14 protein-coding genes and 1 tRNA gene are annotated in these 14,417 nt (G+C 34.0%); 8 read left to right on the top strand and 7 right to left on the bottom strand.

Going from position 1 to position 14,417, the window contains the following annotated elements; genetic code table 11:
• Nucleotide 1 precedes the first annotated feature (1 nt).
• From tpx to ABI657_RS17060, 8 genes are all read left to right on the top strand, one after another.
• Nucleotides 2-499, top strand: coding sequence for a thiol peroxidase (gene tpx, locus ABI657_RS17095; RefSeq protein WP_348098480.1), 498 nt, complete (start codon nt 2-4; stop codon nt 497-499).
• Between the two features lie 13 nt (nt 500-512).
• A complete protein-coding gene (locus ABI657_RS17090; RefSeq protein ID WP_348098479.1) occupies nt 513-887 on the top strand; it encodes a diacylglycerol kinase family protein in 375 nt (124 codons plus the stop codon).
• 18 nt (nt 888-905) lie between these two features.
• A complete protein-coding gene (locus ABI657_RS17085; RefSeq protein WP_348098478.1) occupies nt 906-3,350 on the top strand; it encodes a DNA translocase FtsK in 2,445 nt (814 codons plus the stop codon).
• A gap of 7 nt (nt 3,351-3,357) precedes the next feature.
• Nucleotides 3,358-4,050 (top strand): outer membrane lipoprotein carrier protein LolA, encoded by a 693-nt coding sequence (locus tag ABI657_RS17080; protein ID WP_348098477.1) that lies wholly within the window; start codon nt 3,358-3,360, stop codon nt 4,048-4,050.
• 6 nt (nt 4,051-4,056) lie between these two features.
• Nucleotides 4,057-5,508: an LptF/LptG family permease gene (locus ABI657_RS17075; protein WP_348098476.1), complete on the top strand. Its 1,452-nt coding sequence runs from the start codon at nt 4,057-4,059 to the stop codon at nt 5,506-5,508.
• 5 nt (nt 5,509-5,513) lie between these two features.
• Nucleotides 5,514-6,647 carry a 3,4-dihydroxy-2-butanone-4-phosphate synthase gene (ribB, locus tag ABI657_RS17070; protein WP_348098475.1) on the top strand — a complete coding sequence of 378 codons (1,134 nt, stop codon included), beginning with the start codon at nt 5,514-5,516 and terminating at the stop codon, nt 6,645-6,647.
• A complete protein-coding gene (locus tag ABI657_RS17065; protein WP_348098474.1) occupies nt 6,647-7,036 on the top strand; it encodes an acyl-CoA thioesterase in 390 nt (129 codons plus the stop codon). Before ribB ends, ABI657_RS17065 begins: the two co-directional genes overlap by 1 nt.
• Nucleotides 7,037-7,196: 160 nt before the next feature.
• Nucleotides 7,197-7,281: transfer RNA gene (locus ABI657_RS17060), tRNA-Ser, on the top strand.
• Nucleotides 7,282-7,625: 344 nt separating this feature from the next.
• On the opposite strand, the gene ABI657_RS17055 is transcribed toward ABI657_RS17060, so the two are convergent.
• From ABI657_RS17055 to ABI657_RS17025, 7 genes are all read right to left on the bottom strand, one after another.
• Nucleotides 7,626-9,149, bottom strand: a complete 1,524-nt coding sequence (locus ABI657_RS17055; protein ID WP_348098473.1) for a hypothetical protein — start codon at nt 9,147-9,149, stop codon at nt 7,626-7,628.
• A 43-nt stretch (nt 9,150-9,192) separates the two neighbouring features.
• Complete coding sequence (locus tag ABI657_RS17050; RefSeq protein ID WP_348098472.1) at nt 9,193-9,774, bottom strand: Crp/Fnr family transcriptional regulator; 582 nt, start codon at nt 9,772-9,774, stop codon at nt 9,193-9,195.
• Between the two features lie 148 nt (nt 9,775-9,922).
• The gene (locus ABI657_RS17045; RefSeq protein WP_348098471.1) at nt 9,923-10,543 is read right to left on the bottom strand and encodes a hypothetical protein; all 621 of its coding nucleotides are present in this window, start codon (nt 10,541-10,543) and stop codon (nt 9,923-9,925) included.
• Between the two features lie 166 nt (nt 10,544-10,709).
• Complete coding sequence (locus ABI657_RS17040; protein WP_348098470.1) at nt 10,710-11,576, bottom strand: alpha/beta hydrolase; 867 nt, start codon at nt 11,574-11,576, stop codon at nt 10,710-10,712.
• 109 nt (nt 11,577-11,685) lie between these two features.
• Nucleotides 11,686-12,483, bottom strand: coding sequence for an alpha/beta fold hydrolase (locus ABI657_RS17035; RefSeq protein ID WP_348098469.1), 798 nt, complete (start codon nt 12,481-12,483; stop codon nt 11,686-11,688).
• A gap of 32 nt (nt 12,484-12,515) precedes the next feature.
• Nucleotides 12,516-13,325 (bottom strand): alpha/beta fold hydrolase, encoded by an 810-nt coding sequence (locus ABI657_RS17030; RefSeq protein ID WP_348098468.1) that lies wholly within the window; start codon nt 13,323-13,325, stop codon nt 12,516-12,518.
• 42 nt (nt 13,326-13,367) lie between these two features.
• Nucleotides 13,368-14,141: an alpha/beta fold hydrolase gene (locus ABI657_RS17025; RefSeq protein ID WP_348098467.1), complete on the bottom strand. Its 774-nt coding sequence runs from the start codon at nt 14,139-14,141 to the stop codon at nt 13,368-13,370.
• Nucleotides 14,142-14,417 lie beyond the last annotated feature (276 nt).

Raw genomic sequence — 14,417 nt, 5'->3', positions numbered from 1 at the left:
CATGGCTTCAATAACATTAGGAGGAAATCCGGTTCATACATCAGGCGAATTACCAACAGTTGGTTCTCAACTTGCTGACTTCAAATTAGTACAAAACGATTTATCCATTGCTTCATTAAGTAATTTTGCCGGTAAAAAATTGGTTTTAAATATTTTTCCTAGTATCGATACAGGAACTTGCGCAACTTCAGTTAGAAAATTCAACGAAAGTGCCAGCAGTCTGGAAAACACAACAGTTTTGTGTATTTCAAGAGATTTGCCATTTGCTCAAAAACGTTTTTGTGGTGCGGAAGGACTAGAAAATGTTGTTAATCTTTCCGATTTTAAAACAGGCGATTTTGGTAAAACAAACGGTTTGGAATTCGTTGACGGTCCTTTAGCAGGTTTACACTCAAGAGCAATTATTGTTGTTGATGCTAACGGAAAAGTACTACATACAGAGCAAGTTGCTGAAATTGCAAACGAACCAAATTACGAAGCAGCTTTAGCAGCACTATAATATTTTCGTATAAATGGAGTTTCAAAAAGACAATACTTTTGTTACAGGCCGCTTAAAAAGCATGACGTATGCTTTTAATGGTGCGGTAAAACTTATCAGAACAGAACACAGCATCATGGTACAATTCTCTTTGGGAATTTTAATGACTATTGCCGGGTTCTATTTTCATATTTCACAAACCGAATGGCTTTTTCAAATACTAGCCATAGGTTTGGTAATGAGCATTGAAGGATTAAATACGGCAGTTGAAAAAATTGCCGATTTTATTCATCCTGATTATCATCAAAGAATTGGATTTATTAAGGATATTGCTGCAGGAGCGGTATTTTTTGCCGCCATGACAGCAATAGCAATAGGTTTGATCATTTATATTCCAAAATTTCTATAGGCAATACTAAACCCAAGAATGGCAAAAACAACCAAAAAAGCAACTTCAGAGAAAAAAAGCGAAACAAAAACAGACAATAAAAGGTCCTGGCAAATTACCAAACAACAAAAATTTGTTCTGGGATGTTTGTTTATACTTTTTTCTATTGCATTATTAGTTGCATTTATTTCTTTTTACATCAACGGACAATGGCAATCAGACCAAAGTGCTATTAGCCGTTTAGGTGATCGTAACGAAGAAGTACAAAACTGGCTAGGAAAGTTTGGTGCTTATCTCGCTGATTTAATTCTCTACAAGGGATTCGGAATTGCTTCTTTTATATTCGTGCGTTTATTTTTTCTGACAGGTTTATTTCTGGCTTTGGAACTTACAACCAAAAAATTGAAAAATATTTGGTTCTGGGATTTATTTGCCATTATTATTGTTTCGGTTTTGTTTGGATTTTTTGCCACTTCAGCACCTGAATTGGGAGGAACAATTGGATTTGAACTGAATTCGTTTTTACAGGATTACATAGGAAAAACAGGAACTTTACTGACCTTGCTTTTTGGATTAATAGTCTATTTGATTTTTAAAATAAAACTTTCACCAGAGAAAATCCAATCGTATTTTGATTCAACAAAAAAAGAACTGAAATCAGAAATAGGTTCTTTAAAAACATCTCAACCTGAAAGTGCTTACAATCTTGAAGAGTTTGCTATTGAAGAAGATTCTGAAGAAGATACTATTCATCTCAAAACGGAAGACACTCAATTTGAAATCAACAAGGAAGCCTTAAAACCTACGATTTCAAATTCATCAGAAATTGATCTGAACCCAACTTTAAAACCAGTTCAGATGCATATCAATCCAGTGTCTGAAACACCGGTTCATACAGAGGAATTTGTTATTGAAAAAGCAGAAGAAGAAGATATTATCGAAGAAAATCTTGCTTCAAGATTGGTTGCAGATTTTGGATTATTCGACCCAACTTTGGATTTATCAAATTATAAATTCCCAACCATTGATTTATTAAAAGAATATTCGACTGGCGGAATTACCATTAATCAGGAAGAATTAGAGGAAAATAAAAATAAGATTGTAGATACGCTCCGTAATTACAAGATTGAAATTGCCCAGATCAAAGCAACTGTTGGTCCGTCGGTAACTTTGTACGAAATTGTACCGGAAGCCGGAATCAGAATTTCTAAAATTAAGAGTTTAGAAGACGACATTGCATTGTCTTTGTCAGCTTTAGGAATTCGTATTATCGCGCCAATTCCTGGAAAAGGAACTATCGGAATCGAGGTTCCGAACAAGAATCCGACAATGGTTTCGATGAAAAGTGTTATTGGTTCCGCTAAATTTCAGGAAGCTGAAATGGAGTTGCCAATTGCATTGGGTAAAACAATTTCGAACGAAACTTTTGTAGTCGATTTAGCCAAAATGCCCCATTTGTTGATGGCAGGAGCTACCGGGCAGGGGAAATCGGTCGGATTAAATGCAGTTTTGACTTCTCTTTTATACAAAAAACATCCTGCCGAAGTAAAATTTGTCCTGGTCGATCCTAAAAAAGTAGAACTTACTCTTTTCAATAAAATTGAAAGACATTATTTAGCCAAGCTTCCGGATACTGAAGACGCAATCATTACCGACAATGCAAAAGTAGTGAACACTTTAAACTCACTTTGTGTTGAAATGGATAATCGCTATTCTTTATTGAAAGATGCAATGGTTCGTAATATCAAAGAATATAATGATAAATTTAAAGCCAGAAAATTAAACCCCGAAGCGGGACACCGATTTTTGCCCTATATCATTTTAGTTGTCGATGAGTTCGCTGATTTGATTATGACGGCCGGAAAAGAAGTCGAAATTCCGATTGCGCGTTTGGCTCAGTTGGCACGTGCTATTGGTATTCACTTAATTATTGCAACGCAAAGACCTTCGGTTAATGTAATTACTGGTTTGATTAAAGCCAATTTCCCTGCGAGGATAGCCTTTAGGGTGACTTCAAAAATTGACTCCCGAACTATTTTGGATACTCAGGGTGCCGATCAGTTAATTGGACGTGGGGATTTGTTATATACGAACGGAAATGATGTGGTACGTGTTCAGTGTGCTTTTATTGATACTCCTGAGGTAGAAAAAATAACTGATTTTATAGGTTCGCAAAAAGCGTATGCCACGGCTTATTTGCTTCCTGAGTTTGTTGGAGAAGAAAGTGGCATTAATCTTGATATGGATATTTCTGAAAGAGATAGCTTATTTAGAGAAGCCGCTGAGATTATTGTCAATGCGCAACAAGGTTCTGCTTCTTTACTGCAAAGAAAATTAAAATTGGGCTACAACAGAGCAGGTCGTTTGATCGATCAGCTGGAAGCAGCCGGAATTGTTGGCCCATTTGAAGGCAGTAAGGCAAGAAGTGTCAACATATCTGATTTAAGTGCTCTTGATCAATTTTTTAATAATGAACAAAATTAATCCCATCATGAGAACAAAAATTCAGCAAATCACAAACAATTCTATCGCAAACATGACGATGAAGTATTTTCAAATAGCACTTTTAATGCTTTTGAGTTTTTCTTCTGTTCAGGCACAGGATAAAAAAGCCAAGGATTTATTGAATCAGGTAACTTCAAAAATAAAAAGTTATAATAACATCGTAATCGATTTTAAATATTCCTTAAACAATTCCAAGGAAAACATCAATCAGGACAGTAAAGGAAATGTAACCATGAAAGGCAATCAATATGTGCTGAATTTTATGGGGGTTACCAAAATATTTGATGGCCAAAAAACATATACAATTGTTCCTGAAGACGAAGAAATTACGATTTCTAAAGTAAATGAAAAAGATGATAGTGCAATAACTCCATCAAAAATGCTTACTTTTTTCAACTCAGGCTACAAATACAACATGGATATTGTCCAAAATGTTAAAGGTAGAAAAATTCAATACGTTAAATTAGTACCTGTAAGTGGAAAAGATCAACGAAAAGAAATCCTGTTAGGTATTGACGTACAGACAAAACACATCTACAATTTAATTGAAACTGGAAAAAATGGAACAAAAACCACTTTAACCGTTAATTCTTTTAAAACCAACCAACCTTTATCAAAAAATCAATTTACCTTTGTGGCGAGTAAATATCCAAAATACTACATCAATAAATTAGATTAAGTAAGGTTGAAAATTTTAGACAAATACTTATTAAAAACATTCCTGATTACATTTACTACGGTATTTGTAATCCTTTTTTTTATATTCATACTTCAAACGGTATGGCTCTTTATCTCTGAGCTTGCGGGAAAAGATCTTGACTTGATATTGGTTGTAAAATTCCTGCTCTTTTCAATGCCAAGGATTATCCCTCTTGTTTTACCTTTATCGGTTTTACTGGCTTCAATTATGACTTTTGGTGATTTGGCTGAGAATTACGAATTTGCCGCTATGAAATCTTCAGGAATTTCTCTTCAAAGATCTATGAGAAGCCTGATTGTTTTTATCTTTTTTCTAAGTATTGTTGCCTTCTGGTTTGCTAATAACGTGATTCCGTATGCCGAATATAAATTTGTGAACTTTCGAAAAAACATTGCTCAGGCTAAGCCTGCTATGGCAATAGCAGAAGGTCAGTTTAATGATGTTGGTTTTTATAATATTAAAGTAAATAAAAAATCGGGAGAAAACGGTAATATTCTGACCGGTGTTACTATTCATGAAAAAGCTACCAATAACGGCGAAAATAAAACTGTTATAAAAGCAAAAAACGGAAAATTAATAAGTAACGAAAAATCCAGTATTTTAAAGTTAGTCCTCAATGATGGATATTACTATCAGGATGTAACTCCAAAAAAATATGAAGACAGGGCAAAATTACCTTTTGTTAAAGCTGCCTTTAACAAACATATCATCAATATTGATTTGTCTGAATTGAACAAGGTAGATACTGAAAATGAAAACATCAACGGTACAAGCAGCATGTTAAATGTTAATGAATTGCGATACACACTTGATTCTTTAAGTAAAAATTTTGACAATGAAGTAGTCTCTTTTTCTGAAAATATAAATCAAAGGACAGGGGTTTCTAAACCATATTCTCCATACAAAACTGAGAAAAAAAAAGCATCTTTACCCAAAAATCTTTTATCGCTTTATGGTAATAAGAAAAAGAGCGAAATTTTAAATGCGGCCATCAGCAATGTCACAAACACTATTTATTCTATAGAATCTACACAAAAGGACTTAAAAGAAAAACAACGGGATATTAATAAACATTTAACCGCTTTATATGAAAAGTTCGTTATTGCTTTTGCCTGTTTTTTAATGTTTTTTATTGGCGCTCCTTTAGGTGCTATAATTAGAAAAGGCGGATTGGGATTACCAATTGTATTTGCAGTTTTAATTTTTATCACATTCCATTTTATTAATACTTTTGGAAAAAGACTTTCACAAGAAGGCGGCATGACCCCTTTTATGGGAGCCTGGATGTCATCTTTTATATTATTACCTCTAGCTGTTTTATTGACCTATCGCGCTACAAATGACAACGGCTTAATTAATTTTGACCTTATAACCACTCCTATCCAAAAAGTATTTCAAAAAATTTCTGAGAAGTTTTTTCCTTCTCAAAATCCATAATAATTATGTCAGCAACAAAAATACAACTCAATACTATTGAAGAAGCTATAGAAGATATTCGTCAAGGTAAAATAATCATTGTAGTAGATGATGAAGATCGTGAAAATGAAGGCGATTTTTTGGCAGCTGCCGAAAAAACAACTCCGGAAATGATCAACTTCATGGCAACTCATGGTCGTGGATTAATTTGCACTCCTCTTACTGAAAGCCGTTGCAAAGAACTTGATTTGCGCGCCATGGTTACCAATAATACAGACCATATGGAAACTGCTTTTACTGTTTCAGTAGATTTGAAAGGGAATGGGGTTACCACAGGGATTTCAGCTGCAGACAGATCAAAAACTGTATTATCATTAGTAGATTCAAATACCAAACCACATGAACTGGCACGCCCTGGACATATTTTTCCTCTTGTAGCCAAACAAGGTGGTGTGTTAAGAAGGACCGGGCATACTGAAGCAGCAATTGATTTTGCAAGGCTTGCAGGTTTTAAACCGGCTGGTGTAATTTGTGAGATCCTGAATGAAGATGGGACAATGGCGCGTTTACCACAACTAGCAGAAGTGGCTAAAAAATTTAATTTGAAATTAGTTTCCATTGAAGATTTAGTAGCCTACAGAATGCAGCATGACAGTCTGATTGTTAAAAAAGAGGATTTTGATATTGAAACCCGTTTCGGAACTTTCAGGTTAAGAGCTTACGAACAAACGACCAATAAACAGATACATATTGCATTAACAAAAGGAACGTGGAATTTAGGTGAATCTATACTAACACGCATACACTCTTCTCAGGTTAATAATGATTTACTAGGAACTTTAACCAACAATGTTGATCAACAATTAGACGATATGTTTAAGATAATTAATGAAGATGGAAAAGGTGCCGTTATTTTTATTAATCAGGATATGTCTGCTGTAAACTTATTAAACAGGATTTCTGAATTAAAAGCACTACAATCAGAGGGAACAATGAAAGCACCAAAAGTAGTGATTGATATAAAAGATTATGGTATTGGCGCTCAAATTTTACATGATATTGATATTTCAAAAATCAAATTAGTTTCTAATACCCAACAAACAAAACGTGTAGGGATGATTGGGTATGGATTGGAGATTACTGAATACGTAAATTACTAATGGGAACTTTAGAAGAAAGGATTATAAAATCTGAGACACGTATTTTTAAAGCTGTTTTTCCCAGCACCACTAATCATTATGATACCTTATTTGGCGGCACTGCCTTGCAGCTAATGGATGAAGTTTCTTTTATCTGTGCAACAAGATTTAGCAGAAAAAAAGTAGTAACAATATCGACCGGACAAATTGATTTTAAAAAAGCAATTCCAGCCGGAACATTAATTGAATTAGTTGCCAAAGTAGTAAATGTGGGAAGAACAAGCTGTAAAATTCATGTCGATATTTTTATGGAACAGATGTATTCTGAACTACGCGAGAATGTTGTTGCTGGTACATTTTCATTTGTTGCTGTTGATGAAAACAAAAAGCCGGTACCCATTTTGGATTAATAATGTTTATTTAACATAAAAAAATTAAAAGTAAATACTGATTATGAAGCATTTGAAAATTTCTTTGTAATAATCATCAAAAAAGGTCAAAAAAAATTTTTATAATCGAAAAAGCGCACTATATTTGCACTCGCAATCAGCAAATGTTAGCAAACATACTGGAGAAATGGCAGAGCGGTCGAATGCGGCAGTCTTGAAAACTGTTGACTGTAACAGGTCCGGGGGTTCGAATCCCTCTTTCTCCGCTGAAAACGCGAGCCCCAATTAGCATTGGGGCTCGCAGTGTTTTTAGAGGAAGCCAAAAACTCCGGAACCCTCAATTTAAAAAAACTGAATTCTTCAAAAACCCAATAAAATAAGGCTGTTACAAATTTTCATCTTCGTTTCCAATAATCAAAATATACAAATTTTGAAAACCTAAGTATACCTAGGATCAATACAAAAACCTGTGGAGTTGTAAAGTTATACATAAATTTTAAACCATGAGTTCAAGATGATACTGTTCTTGAATGTTTTTCTAGGGCTTTTATTAATTCTACAGGCTAGTGAATTTTTGAATCTTCTTCTCAGTTTATTCCTAAAACTAATTTCATTTTGAACAACTCAAAATAAACGATCTTATATCATCACTAAATAATGTTCCGGTATTGCCCAAATATAGCATGTGACCAGATTCATATTCTTTAAAAATAACTCTGTCTGCAGCAAAATTTGCTTTTTTGATAGTATTTTTAGCATATCCAATCGGAGTGGACAAATCATAACTTCCTGCCGCTATAAATACTTTTAAATTTGGAGTTCTGCGTAAAACAACATTTAAATCGTCTGTAAAATCAGGGCCTTCTTTTGTCTCTTTTCGGGACCACTGCCATTGAAACGAAATATTTTTCCAGTCAATCGTTTTATAAGTATCCTGAATGTCAATGTTTAATTTTGAAGATAGCAGCTCTCTAAATGCAGCAGTAAATCCGGGAACATATCTGCCCATTGCCGGATCATCTGCAACCGGATCATTACCGGAATGTTCAAGCGGAAGATTGTATCTTGTATCATACAACCCAATCTGTAAATTTTCTTTAGACAAAAGACTGTTTGCAAAAAGAGTTGGTTTTATTTCAAGTGTTGATGAAAAAAAATCTCTTGACAATCCTGTATAAGCGCAAAGTTTATCAATTATGGTACCCTTTTCATCTGTTGAAAGTGTTTCCTTATTCTCCAGTAAAAGTGCATTTAGATAGTCTTTTTCTGCAAACGCTAAAACTTCTTTTTGAAATTCTTCATAAGAGTATAATGTTTTATTTACCTTATTATAATACCAGGCTGTTTTTGCTAACGTTGGAAGTAATGAAGCTGCTCTTTCTAATTTTGCATCCGCTGTTAACTTTTTTAAAGGTGATTCTAAAGTAGTTCCCAACATAATAATGCCATTTAGTGTGATGCCTCTCATTATACCGGTATAAGTTACCCCGCCCATAAGTGCTCTGGGAAGAACCGAAACGCGTTGACTTCCATAACTTTCTCCAATAAGAAATTTTGGAGAATTCCATCTGTTATTTTTAATCAACCACTTTTCTATAAATTGGGCCATTGATTCAGCATCCTGATCCACTCCGTAAAAATTCTCAGGGGTACCAGGTGCAATAATATGGCTAAAACCAGTACCCACAGGGTCAATAAAAACCAAATCTGCAACATCAAGCAAAGAATCTGTATTATCTTCTAATCCAAATGGTGGTAAATTATTGGAATTAATTTCTGGAATCAATTTTACTTTCCAAGGTGCAATACTGCTTAGATGCAACCAAATGGATGATGATCCCGGACCACCATTAAATACAAAAACGACAGGTCTGACTTCATTGTTTTTATTTTTTTTAATATAAGAAAAACTAAATACACTGGCTATAATTTTATTATCATCGTTTTTAAGAAATATTTCATCTGCTGTTGCTGTGAAATCTAAAGGCTTTCCATTAATATTGATTGTATGTTTTGTGCTGAAGAAAAGCTGTTTTTTAATCATCATTTCATCCCCTGCTTTTTCCTGACTAAAAAGAAACAATGAAAAGAAAGAAAAAAAAGTGATTAGAAAAAATTTGGGAGCATTTAGCATGTACTAATTTTATTTAAGTGAATTTAATATCTAAGATAGTTATCTATTTTTTTAAAAATTCACGTCTAATTCGGCTTAATGAAGTATCGGTAACATTTAAATAAGAAGCTATTTGTTTGAGCTGGGCAAATTGAAATACTTCTTTATTTGTAGTAATAAGATTTTCATATCGGGCTTCACCACTTAGATTAATTAATTCTAAAGACCTTTTTTTATATAATACATATTCTCTTGCCAACATTTTTACTCCATAAGCCCTAAATTCAGGAATATCATGTAATAATAAATTTAGTTGTTCATAGCTAATTGCGTAACCTCTGCAATCTGTAACTGCTTGTATATTCTCTGTGGATTGGGTTTTTAAATAAAATGATGAGACTTCAAAGACTACGCTATCTTTTTGATAAAAATTAGTGGTTACTTCATTACCATCGATATCATATGTAAAGGCTCTCATAAAACCACTTTGTAAAAAGAAATAGCGGTCATTTATCTTTCCTTCCTTAAGAAAAAATTCATTTTTTGAAATAGCAATCTCCTCAAAATATTCTACCACATCATCTAAAGTACGATCTGGAAATGGTAAATTTTTTATAATGTAATTTTTTAGTCCCTGTTTGTCCATTTATTTTATTATTAATTATATTCAATAGCTTATTTATAAGACTGTTGTGTACCAAAATTAATCAATTACTTAAATAATTAAGTAAAACACAATACTAAATCACTTAAAAAAAAGGAGACTTCTGAGAGACAAAATGGAGACATTTTCTCTAAATATTTGAAAGATATGAATATAGCGTTATATCTTCAGGAAGATTCATTTTCGAAATAATTCTTTCTTTTCTTTTTTTGCTTGCATATATTGTGATATTCAAAAGGGTTGAAATCTCCTTAGCCGTTAAATTCATGTAAATATATGCTATATAACGCATATCATTAGATGTTAATGCAGGATGCTGTTTTCGAAGTCTGGCCAGAAAACCTGGATTTACCTCTTCAAAGTGAGAAATAAAGGTTTCCCATTCATTATCGCCTCTTAAATAATCTTTTAAATGTTTAATCTGCACATCTAAAGCGGGGACTTTTGAAAGTTCGGGAATAGTTTCTATAAATGAGATCAAATTATTGATAAGCTGATTTCTATTGGACAGATATAATGCTCTGGCAGAAAGCTTCCGATTTCTCAATTCAATTTCTCTAAGGAGTAATTTTAATTCCCTTTTCCTTTCATGAATTTGCTTTTCTAATTCCAGATTTTTCCATTGTAATGCAATCTTTTTTTGTCTTTGTTGCAATATCAAAAAAAAAGCTATCAACAAGATTACTATCATTACCAAAGCATAAAATTTACAGTCATTTTCTATTTGTCTAGGCACTAAAATTGGTATCATGTACTATAGTTAAAAACCGATTACTGTTACCATTCTTCGACATCCAAAAGATTTGTAAACGCTGTCATTCCATTTAAATGAGATACAGGAATTTACTTCTGCCAATAGCACAGTAACCGGATTTTCAATTTATAAATTCGTATACTTATATAATTGTAATCTGATCTTAATTCAGTAAGAATGAGTTTACTTCCTGAGCAAAATCTCTTGAATACTGAAAAATTCCTCCATGACCAGAATCACTCCAAAGTACCAGTTTTGCATCTGGAATATTCTGAAGCATGATGTAAGAATTGATCGAATCAACCATATTATCTTCACTTCCGTTAACGATAAGCACAGGTTGTTTAATAGACTTTAGCTGTGTGTTTCCTTCGTCTGTTGCCAAACCGTAGCCAATAATAGCTCTCGCCTGACTTGCAATTGTAGCCTGACTTGTCGGTAAATCTCTGTCTACTTCTCTTTCAGCCAGTCTTGCTAAGAAATCTTCTCCAGCTTTAATACTGTTTGGCGTTTTGCTAAAAAAAAGATTAATCAATACCCTGTCAGGTCCGTCAACAAATGCTTTTTCTAAATGAGACTCCAGTTGTGCGATTGCTTTTCCTCCTATAGATCCTGTACCTGCCAATATAAGTTTATTTACAAGTTCCGGATAATCTGCAGCTATTTGTTGCCCGATGAAACCACCAAGTGAAAAACCTAAAAGATTCACCTTACTGTAACCTAATGCACGGATAAAGTCAACAGCATCTTGTGCCATCTCAAATACATTTTCAGGAGTAGTACCTTTAGAACTTCCGACTCCTTTGTTGTTAAATAATATTACCGGATAGTTACTGGCAATTGCATTTGTAACTTCAGGGTCCCAATTATCCATGTTTCCGGTAAAATGCTGTAAAAATAGTACCGGTATTCCTTCTTTTCTTCCAAAAGAACGGTAAGTAAAATCACTCCCATTTACGTTTATAGATTTTGTTGGTGCAGTCTTGTGGGTAAATTTTTCTGCTTCTAAAATATTTTCTATTGTTTCCATTTGTTTTTATTATTTATAATTTAAGTGAAGGATCATTATATCTCCTTGAAAACTCAACCGAAGGTTACTGAGTACAACGATCCTTAACTTTGAAATTGAAATTGATTTTTTACTTTGCTTCTAAAGCTATGATTTGAGCCAAAACATGTGGGAACATGATAAAAGGTGTATGGCTTGACGGAAGAGAATATAATCTCTCTATACCGGCATCTTTTGTCATTTTTTGTTGAAGTGAATAACCTATTGTATGGTCATTTAAGCTGTAAACAAACACTTTATTGATTTTGCCAAATTTGCTGTCAGTCAGCATTACCGGAGTAGCTAAAGGTGCTAATGGCTCAGGTTTTAAATTATTGCTTACGTAGTCTGCAACCTGCTTAGGAGCATCGGCAAGGAAAACATCAGCGATACCTTCTTTTTTTATACTCGCAACGCCGGCTTTCTCATCTACAATAAGATTTTTACCAACATGGCTCTCTGCATCTGTTTGAGCGATAGTTAACAGGCTTTCTCCATTTTTTGGTACGTAAGCGGCAATGTAAATGATCTTTTTTATCTGAGGCGCAATCTCTTCTGCAACCTGGCTTGCCACAATTCCACCGAAGCTATGCCCAACCAGCACAACATTTTGTTTGCTTCCAATTACTTTCTTAACCTCATCCACATAAAGTTTTAAGCTAATTGTAGAAATTGGAGTATTGTCGCTTCCATGTCCGGCAAGATTAACAGAAATAACCGAATTACCACTGGCAATTAAATCCTCTGAAACGTGCTGCCAATCATTTGATGATGACCATGCACCATGGATTATTACAATTGTGTTTTCATTTTTAGCTTTATTCGTTTGTGATGAAGCTGTAATAGTTGTAAGCAATAGCATTGCTATTAATAAAATTGAATTTTTCATGATATAATTGTTATTTGTTATTTATTTAATATTTAGTTGGTAGCTATTTTTGTTAATATTGAAGACAATTCGTTGGGCTGTGAAAGGAATGGGCTGTGTCCAGTATTTATCTCGTACACGGATTCAACTTCAGTGGTTGAAATCATTTTATTTTGTAAATACGGCGACACAACATGATCCTGTAATGTTTTGATATATGCTTTTTTAACTGATCCAAAATTTTGTTCAGTAAGCGTTACAGGATTAATAAATGGAATTAAGGGTTCAGTACGGTAGTTGTTTACTACAAGGCTTTGAATTGCTGGAGTCCCGTCCTGAATGAATAGGTTAACGATCTGATCCTGTTGTACATCAATTGTAAACGCTACAGGATCAATTGTCGGTACACCAAGCTGAGAATCAGGATCCATATTTGCCAGCTGGTCCAGTGTTTGTCCTGAAACAGGTAAATAGGCGGCAACATAAATTAGTTTTTCAATTTTTTCGGGTATGGCCTCTGCAACAGAGGAAATTATCATTCCGCCTAGGCTGTGCCCAACAAGGATAACTTTTCCATCCACTGCCGAAATTGCATCAATTACTTTTTCCTTATAGGTATCCATTGTTATTTCACTTGGAGAAGTATGATCATTACCATGACCGGGCAGCTCAACAACAATTACGTTATTACCCTCTTTTTCAAGGTTAGCTTTTACGGTCTGCCATGCATACGGAGCCTGCCATGCTCCGTGAACAATTACATAATTTTTGGGGTTTTCGGGCTGTTTATCGTCATTTGAGCAAGATGATAAGATGAAGATACAAGCAACAATGACAAGTTGAATTAATTTTAATTTTTTCATGATTGTAATATTAAAGTGTTATTTATATTTTGAAATTTGTTTTTAGTTAGCTTCAAGAGTTATAATTGCTGATAGTATTTGAGGAAATACTATAAACGGTGTGTGGCTTGAAGGAAGTGAGTATGTTCTTAAGATCCCTGCATCTTCAACCATTCTTTGTTGAAGTGAATAACCAATGGTGTGATCATTTTGACTGTGGATATATACCTTAGTAACTTTCCCGAAATTAGCATCCGTTAATGTAACCGGAGTAGATAGCGGAGCTAAAGGTTCAGGTCTCAGATTATTGGTTACATATTCTGCTACTTGTTTTGGAGCATCAGCTAAAAAAACGTCTGTAATTGCCTCTGTAGTGATACTTGCAACTCCCGCTTCCTCATCTATTATAAGATTTTCACCTACATGACTCTCCGAATCAGTTTTAGCAAGTGACAGTAGGCTATCTCCATTTCTAGGAACAAAGGCAGCAATGTAAATTAGTTTTTTTATCTGCGGAGCAATTAACTCTGCTACTTCACTCACAACTATTCCGCCGAAGCTATGACCAACAAGGGTAACATTCGTTGCATTGCCAATCGCTTTTAAAACTTCATAGACATAAAGCTGTAAACTAATTTTTGATATTGGTGTTTCATCACTGCCATGACCGGCAAGATTTACTACAATAAGATTACTTCCTGCGGCGTTAAGATGGCCGGCAACATGATGCCAGTCATTTGCAGATGACCATGCTCCATGAACAATTACAATAGTGTTTGTACTTTTAGAAGATGAGGAATTTAATTCCTCCTGTGTGTTGTTTTTTTCGTTTTTCATAATATTATTTGTTTAATACTATGCAAAGAAAGAGCGAATAAAACCTGTGGCACTTGTCTTGTGGCAAGTAATGAAATTCATCTAATTTTTTTGATTTTTTCCTCGCTGTACTTTATGATGTAATTGCTAGAATAAAACAAACAGAAATTATATTGATATAATCCATTAATCGAAATTCAGTAAGAGTTGCCATGTGAATATTACTACATCCTAATTTAGATGTAGTTATTGATTAAAAGCTAATTAGAAAAATCATGGTTCTGGAATAAATGTTCA

The sequence above is a fragment of the Flavobacterium sp. genome (assembly GCF_039930565.1).
Taxonomy (GTDB): domain Bacteria; phylum Bacteroidota; class Bacteroidia; order Flavobacteriales; family Flavobacteriaceae; genus Flavobacterium.
The sequence above is the reverse complement of the archived record's forward strand: the minus strand, read 5'-3'. Positions and strand labels throughout refer to the sequence as shown.